The organism is Paratractidigestivibacter sp., from assembly GCF_963660155.1.
Lineage (GTDB): Bacteria > Actinomycetota > Coriobacteriia > Coriobacteriales > Atopobiaceae > Paratractidigestivibacter.
The window spans coordinates 13,522-38,328 of sequence record NZ_CAVKWG010000008.1; the positions used below are offsets into that span (position 1 = coordinate 13,522).

The window sequence follows — 24,807 nt, forward strand, 5'->3', positions numbered from 1 at the left end:
AGAGCCGAGCTTTCCGAGCCCGTTTCGTGCACTCCTAGAAAATTATAGAAAATAAGAAACGCTCAATCAGCTGAAGAGCGAAGATAGCGACAATCGGCGAGAAATCTATACCGCTGAAGGGCGGGATAAAGCGCCGAAAGAGGTTGAGGTACGGGCAGACGAGCATGCCGAGGGCATCGCGGAACGCGTCGAGGCCACCCTTTCCCGTGCCGCGCGGCACCCAGCTCATGAGGCACCACACGACAATGAGGAACTCGTAAACGCTGAAGAGCCGGACGACGAGCGTGTAGATCGAGTAAGCGTTCACGGCAGCCCCCTACTTGCCCGCGAGCTCGGCCGAGCGCGCCAAGGCGGCGTCGACGGCGGCAAAGGAGCCCTCGAAGAGCAGAGGCTCGAGCTCGTAGAGGCCCGCGGCGGTGGTGCCGCCGGGGCTCGTGACCTTCTCGGCGTAGGCGCGAGGGTGCTCACAGGATTCAAGGAGCTGCGTCGCGGTGCCGGCCATGGTGGCAAGAAGGAGCTCGCGGCAGGCGGCCGACGGCATGCCGGCCTTGACGCCGGCGCGCGTCAGCGTATCGACGAAGACGGCGAAGAAGGCGGGCGCGGTGCCGACGACGGCGCCCTCGACCTCGAGCTGGTCCTCGCGCATGAGGGAGGCTCGGCCGAGCGCACCGAAGATACTGCATGCGAGCTCGGCGTCGTCGCCCGTGGCCGAAGGGCCACAGGCGACCGCGGAAGCGCCGGAGAGAACCTGCACGCAGAGGTTGGGCATGACGCGGACGACGCGGGCACCCGGAAGCGCCGCCTCGATGGCCGAGATGGGCACGCCCGCGGCGATGGAGACGCAGAGCTTGCCAGCGCACGCAGCGGCAGCGTCGGCCATGACCCCGGGCAGCACCTGCGGCTTTACCGCGAAGATCACGACGTCCGGCCCCTCGGCGAGCATGAGGGCCGCGTCGACGAAGGTCAGGATGCCGAGCTCAGCGAGCGGCTCGCAGCCGTGGCCGTTGTGGCCGGCCACGAGGATGCTCGAAGCCTCCCAGGCGCCCGCGGCGACAAGCCCGGACGCGATGGCGCTACCCATCGACCCCGCTCCGATGATGCCGATCTTGATGTCGTTCCTGGCCAAGAGGGGCACTCCTTAGCGATCGAGGTCGCCGTCGGCGATGAGCTTGTTGATGTCGGTGGCGGAGAGCTTGGCGCCGGCCGGCAGGACCGCGAAGCAGCGGTCGCCGAGCTCGGAGACCTCGCCATCGATGCCCATTGAGAAGCCGAACGAGAAGTCGAGGATGCGCTTGGCGACCTCGATGTTGGTGTTGCGGAAGACGAGCACCACCGGCTGGTTGGTCTTGACGCGGCGCACGACCGTCTGCGCGTCGTCGTAGGCGACGGGGCGCAGGACGTAGGGAGGCAGCTGGCCGGAGCTCGAGACTCGGCGCGCGGCGCCGCCGAACTCGGAGCGCGCAGGCACGGGCACCGGCGCGGTCGGGCTCTGGTAGCCGCCGCGCGCCATGGAGTTCGTCTCCCGGGTGTCGTAGGTGCCCTGGGCGGTGCTCGGGAGGCTCGTCGGCACCTGATTGGCCACGGGACGGCCGGAGCGGGTGTAAACCGAGACGCTCTCGGCAACGGGACGCGGGGTGTTGCCAAGAAGACGAGGGCTCGAGCCGGTATCGCGACGGTTGTCGGAGTAGCCGGAGCCCTCGTCCTCGTAGAATTCATCGTCGTCGTAGAAGTCGTCGTTGTTGTTGCCGGCGAAGCGGTCCCTGATGGAATCGAGGAAGCCCATGTTGTTCTCACTTTCATGCGGCGCCCGCCCGGGCGCGGCCGTCAGTTACAAATAGAAGCGCTAGAAAAAATCGTATTCGGGGTCGAAAACGACGCGCCCCAGGCGCACGAGCGTAGACCCCTCCTCAACAGCGATTTGAAAGTCGTCGCTCATGCCGCACGAGAGCGTGGGCAGGGCAAACCCCGTCCGCGTCCTCAAATCCCCCGCAAGCTCGCGGAGGCCCGAGAAGGTCGCCCTCGCCGCGTCTGCGTCGCCGCGCGGGGCCATGGTCATAAGGCCCTCGATACTAATGCCCGGCAGCGCGCAGGCCTCCTCGGCGAAGGCGCGCGCCTCATCGGGCGCGAAACCCGACTTGGACTGCTCGCCCGAGACGTTGACCTCCAAAAGACAGGCCTGAACGAGGCCGTGTGCCTCGCAGCGCGACGACACGGCGCGCGCGAGCTCGGCGCTGCTCACGGAGTGAAGCAGCTCGACCTTGCCGATAACCTGATTGATCTTGTTCTTCTGCAGGTTGCCGATAAGGTCGAAGCGCGCGGTTGCCATCTCGGGCGTCGCCTCGCTCTCCACGAAGGAAAGCTTGCGGCCGAGCTCCTGGGGGCGGTTCTCGGCGAAGGCTCGCCAACCAGCGCGCCAGGCGCAGCGCACGGCCTCGGGCTCCACCATCTTGGAGACGGCGAGCATGCCGACCTCGGAGACGTCGCGCCCCGCCCGCGAGCAGGCAACGGCGAGGCGGCTGACGATGCCGCGCCGGCGTTCGGCGAGGAAGAGCCCATAGCTCTCGTCGGGGACTATGTCCAGCTTGGGCGCGGGCACGCGGCTTACCTCCTTAAACGTTGTCGAGGGGCTCCCAGACGGGGGCCGGCGAGGTGGACATGACGGCGAGCGCGGCATGGCGGCCGCAGGTGCCTTTCTCGGCGCGGTAACTGTAGAAGCGGTCGGTCGAGGCCGCGGTCGAGACGCCGACAAAGGCGAGGTTGCCCCTCGTCACGCCCGCGTCGGTGAGGGCGCAGGCGACGGCGTAGGAAAGGCTCAGCTTCCTGCGCTCGGGCACGCCCACGCAGACGCCCGCGCCGAACTCGCGGACAAAGTCGCTGATCAGCTGGGAAGACACCTCGTAGTCCACACCGCCGATGCAGGGCCCGACATAGGCCATGAGGTCGGACGGGGCGCAGCCCGTCTCGGAGGCGAGGACGCCCGCGGCCTTCTGGCAGATGCGGGCGATCGATCCCCTCCACCCGGAATGCACGACGGAGAACCCGCCGGGGGCGCAGATGACCACCGGCACGCAGTCGGCGAAGCACATGAGCACCGGCACGTCCGAGGCCGTGCAGACCACGGCGTCGGCGCCGGAGCACGCCTCGAAGACCGCCTGAGCGTAGCCCGCGCCCGTGGCCTCGCGCACGATGACCACGTTATCGCCGTGGACCTGGTGCGGGGACACAAGGCGCTGGGCACAGCCCGAGGCTCCGATGGCCGCGAGCGCGCGCCGGCGGTTCTCGGCCACGGCGGCCGGGTCGTCGCCGCAGCGGTCCCCGAGGTTGAGCCCCGTGAAGGGGGCTTTGCTCACGCCTCCCGCGCGCTCGGTGAAAGCGAACGTGACCCCGCCCGCGGCGCACGTGTCCGCGAGCAGAGTCACGCCGCCCTCTGCTCTATATCGGCTGAGGGATGCCACGAATCTTCCTTAGATCCTTAGATACGGCTGCGCTTGAGAAAATCGGGAATGTCGAAGCCGCTGTTAGCAGAGCCGGACTGGGTCTGCGGACGGCTCACGTTGATGGGCATCGAGGGCGCGGTCTGGACAGGTGCCGGGGCAGGTGCCGGGGCAGGGGCCGGGGCGGCGGGAGCGGAGACCGGGCGCGCGGCATGGCGAGAAGTGCTCGCGGGGCGAGAAGCCGGGATGGTCATCGTGGGCAGGGGCTGCTGCACATTGGCGTCCTTGAAGCCAGTGGCGATGACCGTGACGCGGACCTGGTCGCCCAGGGACTCGTCGACGACGGTGCCGAAGATGATGGTCGCCTCGGGGTCAACGTTCTGGGCCACGAGGTCGGCGGCGTCGTTAATCTCTTGGATGCCGAGGTCCTTGTTGCCGGCGATGGAGAGAAGGACGCGGGTGGAGCCGTCGACGGTGCCCTCGAGCAGGCGGCTCGAGATGGCCTCGGCGGCGGCATCGGTGGCGCGGTTGTCACCGGAGGCGGTGCCGATGCCCATCATAGCGGTGCCGGAGGACTTCATGATGGTGCAGACGTCGGCAAAGTCGAGGTTGATGAGGCCCGGGACGGTAATGAGGTCAGTGATGCCCTGGGTGCCCTGGCACAGCACGGCGTCGGCCATGCGGAAGGCGTCGAGCATGGTGGTCTTCTTATCGGAGAGGTCGAGCAGGCGGTCGTTCGGGATGACGATCAGGGTGTCGACCTTCTCGGAGAGGTTGGCGATGCCTTCGAGGGCCGACTTGGTGCGGCCGCGGCCCTCGAAGGTGAAGGGCTTGGTGACGACGCCGACGGTGAGGGCGCCCACGTCGTTCTTGGCGATGTCGGCCACGACGGGAGCGGCGCCGGTGCCGGTGCCGCCGCCCTCGCCCGCGGTGATGAAGACCATGTCGGCGCCGGCAAGGGCGGCCTTGATCTCGTCGCGGGTGTCCTCAGCGGCCTCCTTGCCGACCTCGGGGTTGGCGCCTGCGCCGAGGCCCTTGGTGATGTCGGCGCCGATGTGGACCTTGATGTCGGCGTCGGAGATGGCGAGCGCCTGGGCATCGGTGTTGACAGCAACGAACTCGACGCCTCGGATGCCCTCCTCGATCATGCGGTTGACGGCGTTGTTTCCGCCGCCGCCGACGCCGACGACCTTGATCACGGCGAGGTAGTTGTTGAGGGTGCCGGTGTCTTTGATCATCGTTTCCTCCTCTTTGGCCACGAGCCCTTCAGGGCGGGAAGCCGGTTTCTTGAAAGCCCTTCGGGCCTTATTTGACGTCTTTGCCATCGTTTGTCCTTACGGTCGTTGCCGTTCAGCCGGGCTCAGATAGAGGATAAACCCTAAAGCTCCAGTTAAACCTTACGTTCCGTTCGAAGCGATGTAGTTTTGCACATCTGCGAGACGCTCGTCAAACAACGTGGAGATTATGTGTAACGCGCAGGTCAAACGCCCTAACGAGAAGATTCAAAACCCTCGAGCAACCTTGATGGACACATGAGCGAAAACCCGCCCTCGGCCCGCAAAGCCTGAGTCTTTGGAGCCTATTCGCCAGAGTATGCGCCGGAGGAATCGATCTCGGAAGGGCCGGAGCCGTCGCCGGACGAGGGCGACTCGCCGTTGCCTTCGTCGGCACCGGAAGAGGAGACGTCGTCGACGACGGAAGAGGTGTCGCCCTCCCCCGCACCACCTGCGGTCTCTGAGAAGACGGACTCGTCCGCGGACCCCGACTCGTCAGCAGCCCCAGACTCGTCCGCCGAGCCCTCGTCTGTGCCGGGCTGGCCGGAGGCGCTGTCGCCGGAGGTGGCCGACTCGCCGTCGGCGCCCGTGCCCTGCGTGACGTCGGAGGAGCCGACGCGCCTCACCGACGCCGAGGACGGCGTGCGCACATTGATGTAGGTGATCTGCCCCGCGTACTTCTCGAGAAGGGCCGAGGCGACCTGCTCTTTATAAGAGATGTTCGTGGCCGAGCCGAGCGAGACCTGCACGCCGCTCTCCATGACGCATGAGATCGCGTCGGTGCTCGAGGCGTCGAAGCTCACGATCTTCGAGAGGAAATCGGCGGAGAAGCCGCTGCGAAACGCTTTGACCGCGCTCAGCACGTCGTCGGTCGCCTCGGAGCCCGCCTGGGGCTCGACTGTGGCGGGGACCCCGGTGATGAGCAGGGCGCCGTGCTTGCGGGCTATCTGGAGCGCCGCGTCGTTGACGGATTGCCCGTCGGCCGTGGAGATCCTGACGGGCTCGATCCAGACCCCCGACGCGCCCAGAAACCAGCCCATCGAGCCGGAATTCATGACGACAAGCTCGTCGAGCCGCTGTTCCTCGACGCAGATCTTGAGTGTGTGGGGGAACTGCCGCTCGATGCTAATGGAGCCGACCCAGAGATTGCGCTTTAGCTGGGAGGCGATGTCGTCGGCATCGTAGTTGAGCAGCGTCATGCCCTCATCCACGTGCAAAAGATTTGCGACGTCGGCCTGGGAAACGTGCTCGGTCGGCTCGACGACGATCTCCTCGACCGAGAAGAGCGGGGAGTCGCGCAGGACAAAGAGGACGATGAGCGCCAAGAACCCGAGCGCACACACGGCGGCCAGGACGATGCCGACGAGTTTGACGGACTCGCTGCGCTGCCCGAGGACGGCTTCGGGGCTGCCGCCCTTCGCGGGCGCGCTGGCAAGAGAAGCGGGAACCTGGCCCGAAGGCGCGGCGCTCTTCCTCGCATTTGCCCCGGGGCCCGAGAACAGGGCCTTCTTGGCGCCCTTGGGGGCTTTTGCTGCCTTCGGAGCCTTGGGCGCAACCCCGAGGTGCGAGGCGCCGGCACGGGGCATCGCTGCCCGCGTCGCAGGGCGCGCGGACACCCCCGACGACGGGAGCGACCCCGCGTCCTTGTGCGGCGTCGCCTTGCGGGGCGTGCCCCTCTTTGACGAATTCGCTGCCATACGCCCCCTAGTCGCCGAACCCGAGCAGCTTGACCTCGCACTTGAGGTCGACGCCGTGGTTGGCGAGCACCGAGTCGTGGATGAGGTGGATGAGCGAGATGACGTCGGAGGCGCTGGCGCCGCCGTTGTTCACGATGAAGTTGGCGTGGTCCAGGGAAACCTGGGCGCGCCCGGAGGACAAGCCCTTGCAGCCCGCGGCCTCGATAAGGGAGCCGGCCGAGCCGTCGGGCGGGTTGCGGAATACCGAGCCGCAGGTAGGCTTGCCCATTGGCTGCGTGCAGCGGCGCCGCGCGAGGCGCTCCTCCATATGGGCGGAGATGGCAGCCTTCTCGCCGTGCTCGAGCTTAAGGGTCGCCTCGAGGATAATCTCGCTCGTGGGGATGGAGGTGCAGCGGTAGCCCCAATCGATCTCTTGCGCCTCGTAGCGGTGAAGACCCTCGCCCGGGCGGTACACGACGAGGTCGCGCACGCGCTGGCCGATCCACTCGCGGCGGGTGCCGGCGTCCATGGAGACGGCGCCGCCCACCGTGCCGGGGATTCCGACGCAGAACTCGAGGCCCGAGAGCTCGGCCTTGGCGGCGTCCGAAACGACGCGCGAGAGGAGCGCGCCGGCCCCGGCGCAGATAATGCCCTCCTCCACGTCGATGCTCACGCGGGCGAACTCGTCGTCGAGAATGATGACGGCGCCCTCGAAGCCGGTGTCCGCGGCGAGGATGTTGCTTCCTTTGCCGAGGATGACCCACTCGACGTTCTCGGAGGCGAGCACGTCGACGACCTTGCCGAGGACGGCGTAGCTATGCACGAGGATGAGCAGACTCGCCGGCCCGCCGATGCGGTACGACGTGCGGCGAGAGAGCTTCTCGTCGCGCAGCACGTCGGCGTCGCCGGCGCCGGACAAGCTCATATAGGCGTTGAAGAGGCTCACGGGACGCTTACTCCTTCTGGGCCGCGCGATCGCGCATGGCCTCGATGAAAAGCGGGCCGATCTGGGTGACGTCGCCCGCACCTTGGGTGATGAGCAAGTCGCCCTCGCGGACGATGTCGACGAGGTTCTCGATGAGCGCGCGGCCGTTGGGCACGTACTCGACGTCGGCGACCTCGCCCGTGGCCGCTACACCGGTGGCGATGGTCTTGCCGGAGACGCCAGGGATGGGGAGTTCGCCGGCGGAGAAGACGTCCATGACGCGCAGGACGTCGGCATCGCCGAAAGCGTGCGCGAACTGGTCAGCGAGGGCCTGCGTGCGGCTGTAGCGGTGCGGCTGGAAAACACAGACGATGCGGTCGTACTGCAGGTCCTTGGCCGCGGCAAGGGTGGCCGCGATCTCGGTAGGGTGGTGGCCGTAGTCGTCGACGACGACCACGCCGGCGACGTCGCCCACGTGGGTGAAGCGTCGGCGGGCGCCCTTGAACTGCGAGAGCGCGGCGACGGCCTTATCGATGTCGCAGCCGAGGACGTCGGCCACGGCAAGGGCGGCGGTGGCGTTGGCCATGTTGTGGCGGCCGGGGTTGGCGGCGATGGTCACATGGACGCAGCCGTGGTCAGGCGTCTTGACCGAGAAGCTCGAGGCGATCTGGTGGTGGGTGTCCTCGGGCAGGCAGACGTAGTCGCAGGACTCGTCGAAGCCGTAGGTGATCACGCGGCGGCCCGTGGAGCGCGCGAGCTCGGCGTAGTGCGCCACGTCGCCGTTGATGACGACGGTGCCGTCCTCGCCCACGAGGTCCATGAACTTGCAGAAGGCCTTCTCGATGTTCTCGAGGGTGCCGTAGTGGTCGAGGTGGTCGGCCTCGATGTTGGTGACCACGGCCACGTTGGGGTTGAGGTAGAGGAAAGAGCCGTCGGACTCGTCGGCCTCGCAGACGAAGTAGCCGCCGTTGCCGTTCTTGCCGTTGGTGCCATAGCCCTCGACGATGCCGCCGATGAGGAACGACGGGTCGAGGCCGAGTTTATCGAGCATGGTGGCGACCATGGAGGAGGTGGTCGTCTTGCCATGGGTGCCGGCGACGGCGACGGTGAGCGCGTCGTGGGAGAGATAGGAGAGCATCTTTGCGCGCGGCCAGATAGGGATGCCCAGCTCGCGGGCGCGGACGACCTCGGGGTTCGTCTCGGGGATGGCGGTCGAGGTGACGATGACCTCGGGCGCAACGGCGTCGATGGTCGCGGCCTCGTGGCCGACGTGGACCTCGACGCCCGCGCTCTCGAGCTCGCGGACGTAGTGGGAAGCCTTGAGGTCGGAGCCGGTCACCTTGCATCCGCGCTCATGCAGGACAAGCGCGATGCCGCTCATGCCGGCGCCGCCGATGCCGATGAAGTGCGCGCTTTTAATCTGGGGAGTATCCGTGGACTCGCTCATGTGTGCCCTCCCGGGTGAGTAGTCGGTCGCGGCGGAACTGCCCGCCGCGGTGTTCGCTAACCACCTACTCTAACCCAAATGCAAGGACGACCCTACCCTCGGACGCAGCTCTCCACTTGGTCTGCGAGAGCCGAGGCCGCGGAGTCCTGGCCGAGCTTCTTTGCGGCGGCGCGCATGGCGGCGCGGGTGCCCTTCTGCTCGAGGAGCTCGACGAGCTTCTTGCCGAAGACCGGCTGCGAGACCTCGTCATCGGCGAAAAGGACCGCGGCGCCGGCATCGACGAGGAACTTGGCGTTGGTCGTCTGGTGGTCGGCCGTGGCATAGGGGTAAGGCACGAGCACGGAGGGCACGCCGACGGCCGCGATCTCGGCGATGGAGGAGGCGCCGGCGCGTGAAAGCACGAGGTCGGCCGCGGCAAGGACGTCTCCCATGTCGTCGATGTAGGCGCGCAGGTCCCAGCGCTTCTCCTCGTCGTCCGTGAGGGCCAGGGCGGCCGCAGCGTCGTCGTATCCGCCCTTGCCGGTGGACTGCACGACGTGCAGGCCGTCGATGGAGAGAAGCTCGCCCTTGAGCCGCGCCATGCCCTCGTTGAGCGTGCGGGCGCCGAGGGAGCCGCCGAAGACGAGCAGCAGCGTGGCGTCCTCGGGCACGCCCAAGGCGGCGCGTCCGCGCGAGCGGTCGCCGGCGATGACGGAGCGGCGGACCGGGTTGCCGGTGAGCGCCACGTGGGAGGTGTCGCCCTCGCGCTCGAAGACGGGGCGGGCGGCCGGCACCGAGATGCAGACGCGCGCGGCGTGGGCGGCCATCATCTTGTTGGCGAGGCCAGGCACGGAGTTCTGCTCGTGGATGAGGTACGGGATGCCCTTGTCCTTGCAAAACCCCAGCAGCGGGACCTCGACGTAGGCGCCGAAGCCGATGGCGACGTCCGGGGCGCCCTGCGCGGCGAAGCGGCGTTTGAGCGAAGCCTTCGCGCGCCATACCCGCCGAAGCGAGCTCACGGCCGTCCAAGGCTTAGAGCGGTCGAAGCCCGTGACCTCGACGTCGACGAGCTCGAAGCCGGCGGCGGGCACGAGCGTGCCCTCGAGCTTGGATGGACGGCCATAGAACGTGACCTCGTGGCCGCGGTCGAGAAGCTCCTCGGCGAGTGCGAGGGCGGGGTTGATGTGCCCGGCGGTGCCGCCGGCTGCGATGGCGATCTTCATGAGAGGCCCCTCTTCTAGGGATTCGGGCGGTGATAAGAGTCCGTCCGGAGAGTCGTGTTATCAACCGCCTATCCTACGCGCATGCGGGGCGCGGCGGCGCGCTGAATCCACCCATGCACCGAGACGGCGGGCGAGCGTCGAGGCGGAGGGCGCAGACCCGCGCCCGGGGCGCCATCAGCGGCGGCCTCGCCGCTCCCGGCCGCCCGAGCGGCCCTGCCCACCCGAGCGCCCGCGACCCGAGCCCCGGCTGCGCTGGCGCGATGCGGCGTCGGCGTTGGTGTCGATGCGGCCGTAGCCGCGGCCGCCGGCGATTCTCTGCGAAGAGGCGCGGGAAGCCCCCGAGCCGTTGCGGAAAGAGCCGTTGTGGCCGCGCGCGTCGCGAGCCGACCCGCCGCCGTCGACGACGGTAAAGCCGGTCGGGGCCACGTCTGAGCGGCCAGCGCCGGGGTCGCTTCGACCAAGGGAGGCAGAGCGCGGCGTGGCCTCGCCGACGAAGCTGAGGCCCGCGTCGCCTCTCTCGTCGCCCGAGCGCACCGTCATATTGCGGCGCCGGACGTCGTGCTCGGTCTCGGGGAGCGCGGAGTTCTTGGAGACCGACAGCAGCATGCCCACGAACATGAGGCAGGCGATGATCGACGTGCCGCCGTAGCTCAAAAACGGCAGCGGCTTGCCGGAAAGCGGGATGAGCCCCAGGACGCCGCAGACGTTAACCAGCATCTGGATGATGATGAGCGAGGTGCAGCCGCTCGCGATGAGGCGACCGGCGAGGTCGGGCGCGTACTTGGCGATGCGGAAACCGGCCCAAGCGAACAGTGCGAAGCAGGCGATGACGCCCAAGGTGCCCACAAGGCCGCACTCCTCGCCGATGACGGCGAAGATGAAGTCGTTGTGGGCCATGGGCAGATACGAGTACTTCTGCTTGGAGAAGCCGATGCCGACGCCGAGGATGCCCCCCGAGCCGAGGGCATAGTAGCCCTGAACGAGCTGATAGGACTTGCCGGCCTCGTCGGCCCAAGGGTCCAGGAAGGTCGTGATGCGCGACAAGGCGTAGTCCTGCGTGAGCGAGAGCACGCCTAGCGCGAGGGCGCCGCTCAAAAGACCGAGGCTCAAGACGACGGGGTTGAACCCGGCGACGTAGAGCATGATGATCAGCGTGATGGCGATAATCGCCGTCGACCCTTTGTCCGGCTGGATGAGGATGAGGCCCAGCGGGACGCCGATGCCCACGAGCGTGTACTTGAGCAGCTCGGCTTGGCCAAGGTCGCCGTCAACGTAATAGCGCTGCGCGAGGGCCGCGGCGACCGTGACGATGGCGACCTTTGCGAACTCGGAGGGCTGCAGCTGGAAGCCGCCGAGCTTGATCCAGCGGGAGGCGCCGTAGGTGCTGTTGGAGAACCCGGGGACGAAAACGAGGATAAGGGCCACGATGACCCCCGCGACGACGACTGCGAGGTGGTCTCGCGTGAACCAGTGGTAATCCCTGGTGGCAAGCAGCACGGCCAGGGCAAGGCCGACGGCGGCGTAGATCATCTGCCGCTTGAGGTAATAGGCCGGGTCGTAGTCGCACGACGCGCTGTTGAGGCAGCTTACCGAGGAGGCCGAGTAGATCATGAGCATGCCGAAGCACACGAGCACGGCGGTGACGGCGACAAGGACGATACGGGGGCGCATGAAGCGCTCGGGCACGCCATGGATGGCGCCGGAGACCTTGCCGAGGATGCCGGCGTCGCCGGTCTTGCGCGATCCGCCGCGCGGGGAGCCGACGCGGCGCGCGTCCTCGGCCGATCCGCCGAACAAATAGCTGGGTAGAGGTGCGGACACGCGCTACTCCCCCGCCCCGGACGCATCGTGGGCACGGCAATAATCGGTCGCCAGCGACTTGAAGAGGCGCCCGCGCTCGGCCATGTTGGAGAACTCGTCGAACGAGGAGCATGCGGGCGAGAGCAGCACCGTGTCGCCCTCGCGGGCCTCGGCGCAAGCAGCGGCGAACGCGTCGCGAAGGTGATCGGCGCAGACGATCTCGAGCGCGGAGCCCGATGCAGCAGCCTCGTCCTTGAGCGACGCGGCCATGCGCGGGCCGGCCTCGCCGAAGCAGACGGCGACACGGGCACGGGCACAGCAGGCGCGGGAGAGCGACGCGAGGTCGGTCCCCTTGTCGTGGCCGCCGAGAAGCACGACGACCGTCCCGGCGTCGAAAGCCGTGAGGGCCTTCTCGACCGAGTCGGTGTTTGTGGCCTTGGAGTCGTTGACGAAGTGGATGCCCGCGGCCTCGCCGCAGGGCTCGATGCGGTGCTCGATGGGGCTGAAGGTCGCAAGCCCGGAGGCGATCTTCTCGGCGTCGATGCCCATGAAGAGGGCGAGCGCCGAGGCGGCGAGCGCGTTTTCCCAGTTGTGGGAACCGCGGATGCGCAGGTCGTCGACGGAGCAGATGTCGTGCTCGACCCCGCCCAGGCGCACGACGAGGCGACCGCCGCGCTCGAAGGCCGCGTCGGGCCCGCCGAGCTCGCGCTCGACGGAGAGCTCGCAGACGCGAAGGCCGCGCCCGGAGCAGCGCACGGCCACGTCGCGGCACCAGTCGTCATCGACGGAAACGACGGCGAGGTCGCCTGTGCCCATGTTGGCGAAGACCTTCTCCTTAGCGGCGGCATAGGCCTCCATGGACCCGTGCCACTCGATATGGTCGGGGGTCACGTTGAGAAGGACCGCCGCGTGCGGGCGCAGCGTGGGGCTCGAGGCCAGCTGGAAGCTCGAGAGCTCGGCCACGAACCAGCCGTCATAGGGGCGCGACGCCGCCTCCTCGATGCACAGTACGCCTATGTTGCCCACCGACTCGGCAGAGAGCCCGGCCTCGCTCAGCAGGTGCGTGGTGAGCGAAGTGGTGGTCGTCTTGCCGTTCGTGCCGGTGACGGCGAGCCAATTGGCGGGGCTCTCGCGGAAAGCCAGCTCCACCTCGGAGATTACCTCGGCGCTGCAGGCGGCCGCGGCGCGATAGAAGGCGCTCGTCTCGGGGATGCCCGGGGAGACGACGGCGAGGTCGAACTCGCCCTCGACCTCTTCCGTGCCAAGCACGCAGCGCACGCCCGCCGCCCCGAGCGCGCGGGTCTGCTCGCTCTCGCGGGAGTTGACGCCACCGAACAGCGTGACGGAGTCGACCCGGCCGGGCATCAGCCCCGATAGATAGCGGCAGGCAGCCTCGCCGGTCTTGCCGATGCCGAGTACGCAGACGTTGCCGATGTGAGCGGTGTTCGTGCAAGTCATAAGTAGGGCTTTCTCTTGTGGCGCGGAGACAGGCGCGCTCGCGCCGACGCTCCCGTTAGCCGAGCTGGAAGTAAAGGGCGAAGCCGACGGCGGCGAAGACGGCCGAGACAATCCAGAAGCGCGTGACGACCTTCGTCTCGGCCCAGCCGAGCTTCTCGAAATGGTGGTGAATCGGGCTCATGAGGAAGACGCGCTTGCCCGTGGTCTTAAAGCTCACGACCTGGATGATGACCGAGAGGGCCTCGCAGACGAACAGGCCGCCCATGATGAGCGAGGTGAACTCGGTCTTGGTGAGGACGGCGAGGGCGGCAAGGGCGGCGCCCAGGGCGAGCGAGCCCGTGTCGCCCATGAAGATGGAAGCCGGGTTGCAGTTGTGCCAGATGAAGCCCACGCAGGCGCCGGCGATGGATGCGGCGAAGATGGCAAGATCGATGTCGTCGCAGCTTAAGGCGACCATGGCCATGAACGCCATGACGACCATCGTGCAGCCGCCAGCGAGGCCGTCGAGGCCGTCGGTGAGGTTGACGGCGTTGGAGAGGCCCGCCATGAGCAGGAACACGAAGAAGATGTAGAGCCAGGGGACGGCGATGCTTGCGCCCCCGACCGTGAAGGTCGTGGTAAGGACGCCCAGGTCGATGGCTAGGCCGCCCGGGAAGCGCACAACAGCGTCGATGCCCGCCCAGTTGACGGCGGCCAGGCAGAAGACGACCGAGATGGTGATGAGGCCGACCATCTTCTGCGACGGCGTGAGGCCGAGGCTGCGCTTGTGGGCGACCGACTCGATGTCGTCGAGGAGGCCGAGCGAGCCCGTGACCAGCATGGCGAGGACGGCGAGGATAAGATCGGGGGTCCACTTGGCGATGAGCGCGACCGTTACGACCACGGCGACGAGCATGACGACGCCGCCCATGGTGGGCGTGCCCTGCTTGACGAGGTGGCTCTCGGGGCCGTCGGCGCGGATCTGCTGGCCGATGCCGTCCTTGCGCATCATGCGGATGAAGAACGGCATGGCGACGGCCGTGATGAGCGCCGCGGCGGCGACGGCAAGAAACACCTGGTAGCTGGGGTATGCGGGATTATCGATCATTTAGCTCAGTACCTCCTTAGCGAAGCGGTCGAGGCCCTCTGAGCGCGAGGCCTTGACCAAGACCACGTCGCCGGCGGTAAAGACCGGCTTCAAGGCCGCCGCGGCCTCCTCGGCCGTGGCGAAGCGGTGGACGCAGTCCTCCGATGCGCCCATGGCGCGGGCGGCCTCAGCCATGCAATCGGCGAGCTCGCCGCCGATGAAGACGAGCATGTCGAGCCCCTTGGCCGCGGCGTAGGCGCCCACGCAGCCGTGCAGGGCACGGGCATCGTCGCCGAGCTCGCCCATCTCGCCGAGGACGGCGACGCGGCTGCCCTCGCAGGCCATGGCGGCCAAGATGTCGAGCGAGGACGCCATGGAGTTCGGGGCGGCGTTGTAGGAGTCATCGATGACGCGAGCGCCCGCGGCGGAGTCGCGCACGTCGAGGCGTAGGGCGGTGTGCTCCATCGACTCGATGGCGACCGCGGCGGCGTCGCGATCGGCGCCGGCGCGCCAGATGAGTGCGATGGCCAGCAGGAAGTCGTCGACGACCTTCTTGCCGGGGAGGTTCAGCGTGACCTCGCGACTCCAGCCGTCCGCGCAGCTCACGGTAAAACTGGGGAGCCCCGACTCGTCCAGGCGAACGCCCCGGGCGCGCACCTCGTCGCCGTCGCGGGCGCCCACGAGGCAGACCTCCACGCCCGCCGGCCTGGCAAACTCATCGGCGATAAAGGACGTGAGGTCGCATCCGGAGGGCATGACGAGGCACGGGGCCACATCGCCGGCGGCCTCGCTGGAGCCGCGCATGCCGCTGACCACCTCAGCCTTGGCGCGCGCGATGTTCTCGCGGCTGCCGAGGATGCCAATGTGAGAGGTGCCGATGGTCGTCACGCAGGCCAAGGCCGGCGAGCACGCGGCGGCCAGGCGGTCGATCTCGTGGGGGTGGTTCATGCCGAGCTCGCACACGAGCACGCGCGCGCCCTCGGGGGCGGCGAGCACCGTGAGCGGCAGGCCGATGAGGTTGTTGAAGTTGCCGGCGGTGGCGTGGGTGGGCAGCGTGGCCCCGAAGCCGGCGCGCAGCATGTCCTTGGTGGTGGTCTTGCCCACCGAGCCCGTAACGCCCACGACGAGCCACTCGGGGTGAAGGCTGCGCTGATAGGCGGCCAGGGCAAGAAGGAAGGCCTCGCAGTCGTCGTCGGCCGCGCGAATAAGCGAGCAGCCAACCTCGCGGCAAGCCTCGACGACGACGTCGGCGGGCTCGGCGGAGGCCACGACACAGGCGGCCCCGGCGGCGGCCGAGGAGGCCAGATAGGCGTTGCCGTCGACCTTCTCGCCGGCGAAGGCGACGAAGACCGAGCCCTCGCCCACCTGGCGAGAATCGATCACGACGTCGCCGGCGACCTCGCGGGAGCCCTCATAGATGAGCTCGGCGCCGGTCGCGGCGGCGATATCTTGTACGCTGATGCGGATCATCTGATTCCCCTAATTGGAATAGGAAGCAGGCGGAATACTAAGGATAGTAATGGACTGCTCCATCACATCGTGGAAAACGTTGGCCGCGGAGACCGCCGCGAGGTACGGGATGCCGTTTAAGCCCACGTAGACGAGCACTTCGGGGTCATCGGCGTTGGCGAAGCCGCAAAGCGACGCCACGTAGCTGCCCTTTTTGTAGCCGCCGTTCTCGTCGGCCTGCTCGCCGGTGCCCGTCTTGCCGGCGATGTCGTAGCCCTCGACTTGGCCCTTGACGCCGGAGCCCTCGGTCATGACCGAGCGCATCATGTCGGTCTCCTCATCGGCCGTGGCCTTGGAGACAATCCTCTCGCCGCTTTCCCATTGGACCTGCTCGCCGTCCTTGGAGAGCAGGAAATGGGGCGTGTTGGGGATACCGTCGTTGGCAATGGCGCCGTAGGCGCGCACGATCTGCACGAGCGGGACGGCGAGCGACTGGCCGAACGCCATGGAGCCGACCGAGGCTCCCGTGTACTCCGAGAGCTTACGGACGATGCCCTGCGACTCGCCGGGGAAGTCGATGCCGGTCTTCTGGCCGATCCCATACTTCTCGACGCCGGCCGCGAACTTCTCGGCTCCGATGATGTTCTGCGCGTAGTAGGCCATAGCGACGTTGGAGGACTGCGCGAGGGCGTACTCGACGCTCATGTCCATGGCGTAGTTGCGGCCGTCGTCGTCGGTCACCCAGTCGTTGCCGACCAGGATCTTGGCCGGGATGTTGATGGTCGTGTCCTTAGAGAGAAGCCCGTCCTCGATGCCGATAGAGGTGGTGATCACCTTGAAGACGGAGCCGGGCTCGTAGGAGTCGGTCACCAACTTGAGGTTGAGCGAAGCGACGTCGGTGATGTTGTCGAAGTCAGGAAGCGGCGTGGAGCACGCGGCATAGATCTCGCCGGTCTTTGGGTTGGTGACCATGACGGAGCCGGAGTCGGCCGAGTAGGTCTCGGTGCCCTCGGAGATGATCTCCTCGCACTCGTACTGCAGGTCTATGTCGATGGAGATGACGATGTCGGTACCGTTTCTGGCCTCGGTCGTCTCGGAGACGCCGCCGGCGATGGGCCCGCCCGAGGCGCTCGACTCGTAGACGCGTTGGCCGTCCGTTCCCTTAAGTATGGAGTCGTAGTAATACTCCAGGCCCGACAGCGCAACGCCCTCCGAGTTCACGTAGCCGATGATCTGGGAGCCCGTGGTCCCGTAGCGATAAACGCGCTTGGTATCCGATTCATAGTAGATGCCGGTGAGATTGGCCTCGTCGAGCTTGTCCTGGATCTGGTCAGCCTGCGAGACGTCGATGCGCCGCGCCAGGTACGCGTAGCGAGTGTTCTGGCGGTTCAAGGCCTCCAGATAGGTGTTCTTATCGCCACCGAGGACCTCGACCAGGATGTCGGCCACCGCGTCGGCCGCGCCGGTCTTCTTGTCGTCGCGACTATCGGTGTAGGTGACGGTCGTGGGGTCGCAGACGACGTCCTTGCAGTCGACGCTGATGGCGAGCACGTTGCCGTTGCGGTCAAAGATGGTGCCGCGCTTGGCGCTGATGGAGACGACGTTCGTGCGGCGCGCCTCGGCTCGCTCCGAGAGCCAGTCGTGGTTGACGACCTGAATCCACACGAGGCGCAGCGCGACTATCGAGAGCAAAAGGACGCCGACGATGACGATGTGACGCATCTTGGCGTTGCCGGAGGCGGTGTCGGCCGCGGCGGCGCGCCGCCCAAAACGAGAACGAGAGGCCGCATCATAGGAGGCCTCCGCTCTTCTGGGTCCCTTATCAGGGCTATGGAAATTGTCTCTTCTCACGACGAAGGAGTCTACGCCACGTCTGCGAAAGCGTAAGCCTCGGAAACGAGCTGCCCAGCATCACCATCGGCCTTGAGGGTCGCTGCCACGAACGCATAGGGGTCAAGCGCCATATCGGCCTCGCTGGCCTCGGGCGCGGCGGCGTCGGCGGCCTCAGCGCCGACCTTGACCGAGACGGTGTCGTCGGAGCGCACCATGCCGTAGTTTTGCGTGGCGATGCGCGCGATGCGGGAGTTGCTGGAGAGGGCGGTGCGCTCGATCTTTAGTTCGTAGTTGAGGTTCTTGGCGTCGTTGACCTCCGAGCGCAGGGAGGAGTTCTCGGTGAGGACGGCCACCGTGGCAGAGCTCACGCACACGCGCACGAAGCCGATGGCGAAGACCGCCGCGGTAACGGCGAGGACGCGGGCGACCTTGGCGGTGAAGTCGGCGGTGACGCCCTTGCGGGCGCGGGCGTCGAGGCCGCCACCGGTGAGGACCGACAGGGACGGGCGCTCGGCCTCCTGCTCGAAGGCGCGTCCCTCTTCCGCGTAGTCAATGTAAAGAGCTTCGGAACCCTGATGCTTCATGATGTCCTTCTTGCCTGAGAAAGGCGGCTCGGCCGCCGATCGCGTTGTGAGATGGGAGGCGCGCCAACCCCGGTGCCGCCGGGCGTCGGGAGGCTAGCACTCCCCGGTAGTAGTCGAATAGTTCGTTGGTGGTTTGATGGTGGTGCGTTTAAACTGCGTTTTTGGTGCTGCTCTGATTCGTTTGTATGCATCGGCCCTGAGGGCCGGGTGCGGCGTTGCCTGCGCCCTACTCGGCGACGTCGAGCTTTATCGCCGCGCGCGTCAGGGCGCTTCGCGACCGGGGGTTGGCCGCAACCTCATCGTCTGTGGCGACGAGGGGTTTTTTGGTCTTGACCTTGAGTATCGGCACGTTCCCGCAAACACACACCGGCAGGTCTGGCGGGCAGGTGCAGCCGCGCGACATCTCCGAGAACACATGCTTGACGATGCGGTCCTCGAGCGAGTGGTAGGCGATAACGCAAATCCGGCCGCCGGGGTTGGCCCAACGGATGGCCGCGCGCAGGCCCCGGTCGAGGACGTCAAGCTCGTGGTTGACCTCGATGCGCAGGGCCTGGAAGGTCTTGCGCGCGGGGTGTCCCCCGCTTCGGCGGGCCGCGGCGGGGATGCTCTGCTTGATCACCTCCACAAGCTGCAGCGTGGTCTCGATGGGGGCCTTGGCCCTCGTCTCCACCACCTTGCGGGCGATGCGCGAAGCGTACTTCTCGTCGCCGTATACGCGAAGAATTCGGATGAGGTCGGATTCGCTGCGCTGGTTTATGACCTCTTGTGCGGTTAGGGTGTTGTTCCCCGAATCCATGCGCATGTCTAAGGGAGCGTCCTCATGGTAAGAGAAGCCCCGCTCGGGAATATCGAGTTGCGGGCTGCTGACGCCCAAATCGAAAAGGAAACAGTCGATGCCGGGCACCTCGGCCTCGAGCAGAAGCTCGTCGAGGTCGCCGAAATTGCCCTTCAAGAACTTGTGCTCTGCCTGCGGGACCTCGCGCGAGAAGCGCTCGGCCGCGGCTTCCAGAGCCATGTCGTCCTGGTCGATGCCGATGGAGAGGCCTTCCGGCGCGATTCTTTTGGCGAGCTCCACGGAGTGCCCGGCGCCGCCCAAGGTGCAATCGCAGACCACATCACCGGGCTTGGGGTCGAGCTCGCGGAGAACCTCTTCGAGCATCACGGGTACGTGCTGATATCCAGTTGTCAAGATCTCCACCCCTAGCCGAAGAGAAGCTCTTCGAGCTCGTCGTCGATGGCCTCCTGCGAGGCGTTCCACAGCTCGGTGTTCCACACCTCGAAGTGGTCGTCCGCGCCGATGACCGTGACGTCACCGGTTAGGCCGTACTTCTCACGGGTACCAGGCTTGCTCGTGTCGAGCTTGCCCAAGGCCACGCGGCCGGCCGAGTCGATGTCCACCGACACGGCGCGGGACGTGAGGCTGCGGCGAAGAAGCACGTCCTTGCGGCTGCGGGTATCGAAGCCCTCCCCTTCTTTGTTGAAGAGGGAGTCGATCCAAGCCTCGAAACCTGCAGGGGTGAAGCCGTCCACGCTCTCCTTCATGGGCACCAGGTAAATGGTCTTCGAGTCGCCCTCGCACATCTCCTTGCGGAACGTCGCGGGCAGGGTGACGCGCGCCTTCGAATCAACCGACATCGGAAAAGACCCAACGAGCATGTCACCCTCCTCTCAGACACGAGACCATAGGCCCCTGACTGGAGCGCGTGAATAATATAAGGCAAGGGAGACACTTCTCGACAACAAAAAACACTACTCCACACAAAGAAGTTCACAGACGATAATTTCGACTGCGCGACACGCGCTGCGACCCCATATCTTGGGCCACGAACAGTCGTTTCCACCATTTCGGGCGAGCAGCAGGGACACAAATGTGGAGATAGCGTGAATCCGCAGGTAAACGAATGTGATTCGCCGCGTCCCAGCATAACAGCCGACCAGCACGCCTAATTAGCGCCGGAAGCCAACCAGTGGTGACTGGCTCGGGCTGCATGCGCAGGGGCGCGACGAGCGGAACGGCGAATCATAAAGCCTGCGGCCTCGCTGCCCGGAAAGATGTGCGGCCCGCGCCTGTCACCAATGGCGGCCCGAACAGTCAACAACCGGCCGCGCCGCCACCCGGCGTGAGGCCGCGCCGCCACCCGGCGTGAGGCCGCGCCGCCACCCGGCGTGAGGCCGCGCCGCCACCCGGCGTGAGGCCGCGCCGCCACCCGGCGTGAGGCCGCGCCGCCACCCGGCGTGAGGCCGCGCCGCAAAGAAAACGCGCCGGCTTGGTCCGTGTAGGCCTTCGCCGCAAAGAAAACGCGCCGGCTTGGTCAGATCTGGACGGTTTCGCAAAGAAAACGCGCCGGCTTGGTCGGGTTGGGACCAAGCGGGCGCGTTTTCTTTGCAGGTCAGACCAAGCGAAGCCATTTTCTTTGCAAACGGACCGCGAACGGACCAAGCGGGCGCGTTTTCTTTGCAGCCGGCGACGCAGGCCTGTCACCAATGGCGGGTGGGTCAGCCAGCGGCGGAACCTGTCACCAATGACCGTCACCCGTGGCAAGCGTTCGGCGTGGGGCCAGGTGTGGGTCGCGGGCACGGCTCAGTCGGCAGCGCGAGCGCGCGGGTGCGCCGAGAGATAGACGCGCCGGATATGCGAGCGGTCGAGGTGCGTGTAGAGCTGCGTCGTCGAGATGTCGGCATGCCCGAGGAGCTCCTGGACGACGCGCAGGTCGGCGCCCCCCTCGAGTAGGTGGGTGGCGAAGCTGTGTCGCAGGGTGTGGGGATGCAACCCCTCGATTCCCGCCATGCGCCCGTAGCGCTCCACTATCGCATGCGCGGACTGCCGCGAGATCCTGCCGCCGCGGACGTTGAGGAACACGGCGGCGTTGGGCTTCTTGCCGATAAGCTCGTCTCTCCCCTGCTCCAGGTACTCGCCGAGCACGCGGGCAGCCGCGCCGAGCACGGGCACGACGCGTTCCTTCGAGCCCTTGCCGAAGACGCGCAGCAGCTCCTCGTCGAGCAGCGCGTCGCGTACATCGAGGCCCACGAGCTCGCTCACGCGCAAGCCGCAGCCGTAGAGGACCTCGAGCATGGCGTGGTCGCGAAGGCCCGCCGCCGTGTTCGGAAACGGCTGATCGAGCAGGCGCGCGGCGTCCTTACGCGAGATGACGTCGGGCAGGCGCGAGGGCTTTGCGGGCGGCAGCAGATCGGCCGTCGGGCACTCCGGCGAGATCTGCTCCCGGTACATGAAGCGGTGGAACCCCTTGACAGCCGAGACGGCGCGCTCGACGGACGCCGCGGCCAGGCCCAGGTCGCACAGCGCCCCCACGTAGGCTTCTACGAGGGAGCGCTCCACCTCGCTGGGCTCCGTCACGCCGGAGCCCGCGAGGTAATCGATATAGCGAGTGAGGTCGCGGCCGTAGGCCTCGACGGTGTTTACGGAGCTCGCGCGCTCGACGCGGAGGTAGTCGAGATACTCCTCTTTGGCGCAGGCGAGGTCCATGGAGCGCACCTTTCGGTCGCGGTCGGTCGAGTGCACCCAGTTTAGACCGCGCGGCTACTCGGCGGCCTCGACGTCGTGGCGGTCGCAACCCTCATGGTGGGCGATGGCGGCGCGGACGAACTCGCGGAAGAGCGGGGCCGGGGTGGTCGGGCGGCTCTTGAACTCGGGGTGGGCTTGGGAGGCGACGAACCAGGGGTGGACGTCCTCGGGCAGCTCGATCATCTCGACCAAGCGATCGTCGGGCGAGAGGCCCGAGATCTTGAGGCCGGCGGCGGCGAGCTGCTCGCGATAGGCGTTGTTGACCTCATAGCGGTGACGATGACGCTCGTAGACGAGGCTCTCACCGTAGGCCTCCTCGGCCAGGGTGTTTGGCTGGACCTTGCAGGGATAGGCGCCCAGGCGCATGGTACCGCCCTTGTCGGTGATGTCCTCCTGGTCGGGCATGATATCGATGACCGGGTAGGCGCAATCGGGCTCGAACTCGGCCGAGGTGGCGCCGGCAAGGCCGCAGACGTTGCGGGCGAACTCGCAGACCGCGACCTGCAGACCGAGGCAGACGCCGAGGTAGGGCACCTTGAGGGTGCGGGCACGGTGGGCGGCGCAGATCTTGCCCTCGATGCCGCGCAGGCCGAAGCCGCCGGGGACGAGGATGCCGTCGGAGTCGCCGAGGACCTCCTCGGCGTTGGCCTCGGAGAGCTCCTCGCCGTCGACGAGCTCGATCTTCACGTGGCGGCCGAAGGCGACGCCGGAGTGGTGCAGCGCCTCGATGATGGAAAGATAGGCGTCCGGGAGCTGGGTGTACTTGCCCACGACGGAGATCTTGGTGACGTCGTCCTTAGCGTTGGCGGCGTGCATGCGGTGAGTGAAGGCGTTCCAGCTGCTCATGTCGCTCTCGCGCGCGTCGAGGCCGAGGCGCTCGCAGACCTTGGTGTCGAAGCCCTGCTCGGCGAGGTGCGCCGGCACGTCGTAGATGGAGGGGCAGTCGGAGTTCTCGAAGACGCAGGTGGGGTCGACGTCGCAGAAGCTCGCGATCTTGGCGCGAATGCTGGCGTCCACCTCGTGGTCGGAGCGGCAGACGATGAAGTCGGGCTGCAGGCCCATGGAGCGAAGCTCGCGCACAGAGTGCTGGGTGGGCTTGGTCTTGACCTCGTGGGCGGCGGCGATGTAGGGCACAAGCGACACGTGGATAAGCACACAGTCGGCAAGGCCCTTCTCCTTGCGGAACTGGCGGATGGCCTCGACGAAGGCCTGGCCCTCGATGTCGCCGATGGTGCCGCCGAGCTCGGTGATGACCACGTCGGCGCCGGTCTGCTCCTCGATGCGGAAGAAGCGCTGCTTGATGGCGTTGGTCACGTGCGGGACGACCTGAACGGTGCCGCCAAGAAACTCGCCCTGGCGCTCCTTGGCAATGAGCGACTGGTAGATGGCGCCCGTGGTGAAGTTGGAGTTGCGGGTGAGGTTCTCGTCGATGAAGCGCTCGTAGTGGCCGAGGTCCAGGTCGGTCTCCTTGCCGTCCTCGGTGACGAAGACCTCGCCATGCTGGAAGGGGCTCATGGTGCCCGGGTCGACGTTGAGGTAGGGGTCGGCCTTCTGCATCATGACCTTGTAGCCGCGGGCCTTGAGCAGGCGGCCGAGAGAGGCCGCGGTGATGCCCTTACCGAGGGACGAGACGACGCCGCCGGTCACGAAAATATGCTTTGTCATGTGAGGATTCCTTCCCGCAGTGAGTGTCGATACGCTACTTCCACGGGATTTCATATTACGCCCGGCGCAGGCGCGGGCGCAGGCGTCGCGGCGGTCTGCTCACCGTCTCGTAACAACTCCATTAGATAGCCGACATATGTCGCGAATTCTCATAGCAAGTGCGACGCCCGCGAGTAGCGGACCTCGAACGGGGCCCGGTGGCTGAGGCGCTTGCGAGGCCTCATGTTGATGGCATCGTACACCTCGGCGACCTCCCCGTCGGTCACCAGGACGAAGTCGGTGCCCTTCGGGAAGAACTCGCGCAGCAGGCCGCCGATGTTCTCGTTGGTGCCCTTCCGCCACGGGGAGTGGGGCTGGCAGAAGCAGAACACGACCCCCGGGACCTCGGCCTCGACGTCGGCGAACGAGGCGAGCTCCTTGCCGCGGTCGACGGTGACCGTGCTGCTCTCGGGGTGCCTGAGCCCGGACCTCATGCCGCGGGCGCTCCCGGCGAGGTCGGGCGGGTCGAGCAGGCGGGCGTCGGCCGCGCGGCAGGTCGTCGAGCGCGAGATCACCTTGCGGCCCAGCTCGAGGGCCATGCGGCCGGCTATCTGCCCCGGCGGCCGGCGCCCCTCGCGGATCTTCCCCGCAACCAGCCCAGCGAGGGCGGGGTCGTCGAGCGGCCTCCCGCGCCGGCAGGACAGCCCGTGCCCCCGTGCTTGCGCTGGGCGGTCGAGGCCCGGTACGCTGAGCCGCCCCCGCAGCTGTAGGAGTTGCGGGGGCGGCTCCCGCGAGACCGCGACCTTGCTGCGGCCCGTCTCGCGGGCGATGTCGTTGATGCCCTTCCCCTGCGCGCGCAGGGCCGTTATGTCCTCGCGCTCCATTATCGTAAGATGCTCGCACTGGCCCACGGTCCCTCCCGGCACTCGGTTGTCTGTCGCAAGCGCCACGCTACCGGGAAACCGCGGGCCTTTCGCTGCTCAGCAGGTGTTGCACTTGGAGTGAGAATTCTCCAATAATTTCGCGCTAACCGGCAGGGTTGGTCTCCGGCGGGCGTCGGGTCACGCCGAGAAAAGCGGCCGAGTTGGTGCCGACGGGCCGCTTCTGCCGAGAAAAGCGGCCGAGTTGGTGCCGACGGGCCGCTTCTGCCGAGAAAAGCGGCCGAGTTGGTCCGGGAGGGCGCGCTTTGCCGAGAAAAGCGGCCGAGTTGGTCCGGGAGGGCGCGCTTTGCCGAGAAAAGCGGCCGAGTTGGTCCGGGAGGGCGCGCTTTGCCGAGAAAAGCGGCCGAGTTGGTCCGGGAGGGCGCGCTTTGCCGAGAAAAGCGGCCGAGTTGGTCCGGGAGGGCGCGCTTTGCCGAGAAAAGCGGCCGAGTTGGTCCAAATGCAAAGAAAACACCCTGAGTTGGTCCCTTGCAGACCAACTCAGGGCGTTTTCTCGGCTGAGGCGGGCGGGCGGCACCAACTCGGGGCGTTTTCTCGGCTGAGGCGGCCCG

The 24,807-nt window shown here is 67.1% G+C and carries 21 protein-coding genes and 1 pseudogene; all 22 read right to left on the minus strand.

Annotation, left to right across the window (positions count from 1 at the left end; all coding sequences use genetic code 11):
* Positions 1 to 34: 34 nt before the first annotated feature.
* Positions 35 to 307, minus strand: a complete 273-nt coding sequence (locus U5709_RS00940) for a YggT family protein (protein WP_321971965.1) — start codon at positions 305 to 307, stop codon at positions 35 to 37.
* 9 nt (positions 308 to 316) lie between these two features.
* On the minus strand, positions 317 to 1,126 hold the full coding sequence (gene proC, locus U5709_RS00945) for a pyrroline-5-carboxylate reductase (protein WP_321971966.1): 810 nt from the start codon (positions 1,124 to 1,126) through the stop codon (positions 317 to 319).
* A 12-nt stretch (positions 1,127 to 1,138) separates the two neighbouring features.
* Positions 1,139 to 1,783 carry a cell division protein SepF gene (gene sepF / locus U5709_RS00950; protein ID WP_321971967.1) on the minus strand — a complete coding sequence of 215 codons (645 nt, stop codon included), beginning with the start codon at positions 1,781 to 1,783 and terminating at the stop codon, positions 1,139 to 1,141.
* A 60-nt stretch (positions 1,784 to 1,843) separates the two neighbouring features.
* Positions 1,844 to 2,596 carry a YggS family pyridoxal phosphate-dependent enzyme gene (locus U5709_RS00955; RefSeq protein ID WP_321971968.1) on the minus strand — a complete coding sequence of 251 codons (753 nt, stop codon included), beginning with the start codon at positions 2,594 to 2,596 and terminating at the stop codon, positions 1,844 to 1,846.
* Between the two features lie 13 nt (positions 2,597 to 2,609).
* Positions 2,610 to 3,455: a polyphenol oxidase family protein gene (locus U5709_RS00960; protein ID WP_321972558.1), complete on the minus strand. Its 846-nt coding sequence runs from the start codon at positions 3,453 to 3,455 to the stop codon at positions 2,610 to 2,612.
* Positions 3,456 to 3,472: 17 nt separating this feature from the next.
* Positions 3,473 to 4,672 carry a cell division protein FtsZ gene (gene ftsZ / locus U5709_RS00965; RefSeq protein WP_321971970.1) on the minus strand — a complete coding sequence of 400 codons (1,200 nt, stop codon included), beginning with the start codon at positions 4,670 to 4,672 and terminating at the stop codon, positions 3,473 to 3,475.
* Positions 4,673 to 5,013: 341 nt separating this feature from the next.
* Positions 5,014 to 6,405 (minus strand): cell division protein FtsQ/DivIB, encoded by a 1,392-nt coding sequence (locus U5709_RS00970; protein WP_321971971.1) that lies wholly within the window; start codon positions 6,403 to 6,405, stop codon positions 5,014 to 5,016.
* 7 nt (positions 6,406 to 6,412) lie between these two features.
* Positions 6,413 to 7,330 carry a UDP-N-acetylmuramate dehydrogenase gene (gene murB, locus U5709_RS00975; protein ID WP_321971972.1) on the minus strand — a complete coding sequence of 306 codons (918 nt, stop codon included), beginning with the start codon at positions 7,328 to 7,330 and terminating at the stop codon, positions 6,413 to 6,415.
* Positions 7,331 to 7,337: 7 nt separating this feature from the next.
* The gene (gene murC / locus U5709_RS00980) at positions 7,338 to 8,756 is read right to left on the minus strand and encodes a UDP-N-acetylmuramate--L-alanine ligase (RefSeq protein ID WP_321972559.1); all 1,419 of its coding nucleotides are present in this window, start codon (positions 8,754 to 8,756) and stop codon (positions 7,338 to 7,340) included.
* A 92-nt stretch (positions 8,757 to 8,848) separates the two neighbouring features.
* Positions 8,849 to 9,958: an undecaprenyldiphospho-muramoylpentapeptide beta-N-acetylglucosaminyltransferase gene (gene murG, locus U5709_RS00985; protein ID WP_321971974.1), complete on the minus strand. Its 1,110-nt coding sequence runs from the start codon at positions 9,956 to 9,958 to the stop codon at positions 8,849 to 8,851.
* Between the two features lie 174 nt (positions 9,959 to 10,132).
* On the minus strand, positions 10,133 to 11,779 hold the full coding sequence (gene ftsW / locus U5709_RS00990) for a putative lipid II flippase FtsW (RefSeq protein ID WP_321971975.1): 1,647 nt from the start codon (positions 11,777 to 11,779) through the stop codon (positions 10,133 to 10,135).
* Between the two features lie 3 nt (positions 11,780 to 11,782).
* Complete coding sequence (murD, locus tag U5709_RS00995; RefSeq protein WP_321971976.1) at positions 11,783 to 13,216, minus strand: UDP-N-acetylmuramoyl-L-alanine--D-glutamate ligase; 1,434 nt, start codon at positions 13,214 to 13,216, stop codon at positions 11,783 to 11,785.
* A gap of 55 nt (positions 13,217 to 13,271) precedes the next feature.
* On the minus strand, positions 13,272 to 14,303 hold the full coding sequence (gene mraY, locus U5709_RS01000; protein WP_321971977.1) for a phospho-N-acetylmuramoyl-pentapeptide-transferase: 1,032 nt from the start codon (positions 14,301 to 14,303) through the stop codon (positions 13,272 to 13,274).
* Positions 14,304 to 15,752 (minus strand): UDP-N-acetylmuramoyl-tripeptide--D-alanyl-D-alanine ligase, encoded by a 1,449-nt coding sequence (locus tag U5709_RS01005; protein ID WP_321971978.1) that lies wholly within the window; start codon positions 15,750 to 15,752, stop codon positions 14,304 to 14,306.
* Between the two features lie 9 nt (positions 15,753 to 15,761).
* Positions 15,762 to 17,453, minus strand: a complete 1,692-nt coding sequence (locus tag U5709_RS01010; protein WP_321971979.1) for a penicillin-binding protein 2 — start codon at positions 17,451 to 17,453, stop codon at positions 15,762 to 15,764.
* Positions 17,454 to 17,593: 140 nt separating this feature from the next.
* The gene (locus U5709_RS01015; protein ID WP_321971980.1) at positions 17,594 to 18,148 is read right to left on the minus strand and encodes a cell division protein FtsL; all 555 of its coding nucleotides are present in this window, start codon (positions 18,146 to 18,148) and stop codon (positions 17,594 to 17,596) included.
* A 226-nt stretch (positions 18,149 to 18,374) separates the two neighbouring features.
* Positions 18,375 to 19,337, minus strand: a complete 963-nt coding sequence (gene rsmH, locus U5709_RS01020; RefSeq protein WP_321971981.1) for a 16S rRNA (cytosine(1402)-N(4))-methyltransferase RsmH — start codon at positions 19,335 to 19,337, stop codon at positions 18,375 to 18,377.
* An 11-nt stretch (positions 19,338 to 19,348) separates the two neighbouring features.
* Positions 19,349 to 19,804: a hypothetical protein gene (locus U5709_RS01025; RefSeq protein WP_321971982.1), complete on the minus strand. Its 456-nt coding sequence runs from the start codon at positions 19,802 to 19,804 to the stop codon at positions 19,349 to 19,351.
* Positions 19,805 to 20,729: 925 nt separating this feature from the next.
* The gene (xerD, locus tag U5709_RS01030) at positions 20,730 to 21,632 is read right to left on the minus strand and encodes a site-specific tyrosine recombinase XerD (RefSeq protein WP_321971983.1); all 903 of its coding nucleotides are present in this window, start codon (positions 21,630 to 21,632) and stop codon (positions 20,730 to 20,732) included.
* Positions 21,633 to 21,686: 54 nt separating this feature from the next.
* Positions 21,687 to 23,336 (minus strand): CTP synthase, encoded by a 1,650-nt coding sequence (locus tag U5709_RS01035; RefSeq protein WP_321972560.1) that lies wholly within the window; start codon positions 23,334 to 23,336, stop codon positions 21,687 to 21,689.
* A gap of 149 nt (positions 23,337 to 23,485) precedes the next feature.
* Entirely contained in the window at positions 23,486 to 23,914 is a 429-nt protein-coding gene (locus U5709_RS01040; protein ID WP_321971985.1) for an IS30 family transposase, read from the minus strand.
* A 198-nt stretch (positions 23,915 to 24,112) separates the two neighbouring features.
* Positions 24,113 to 24,265, minus strand: a pseudogene (locus U5709_RS10635) (helix-turn-helix domain-containing protein); the annotation flags it as partial.
* Positions 24,266 to 24,807 lie beyond the last annotated feature (542 nt).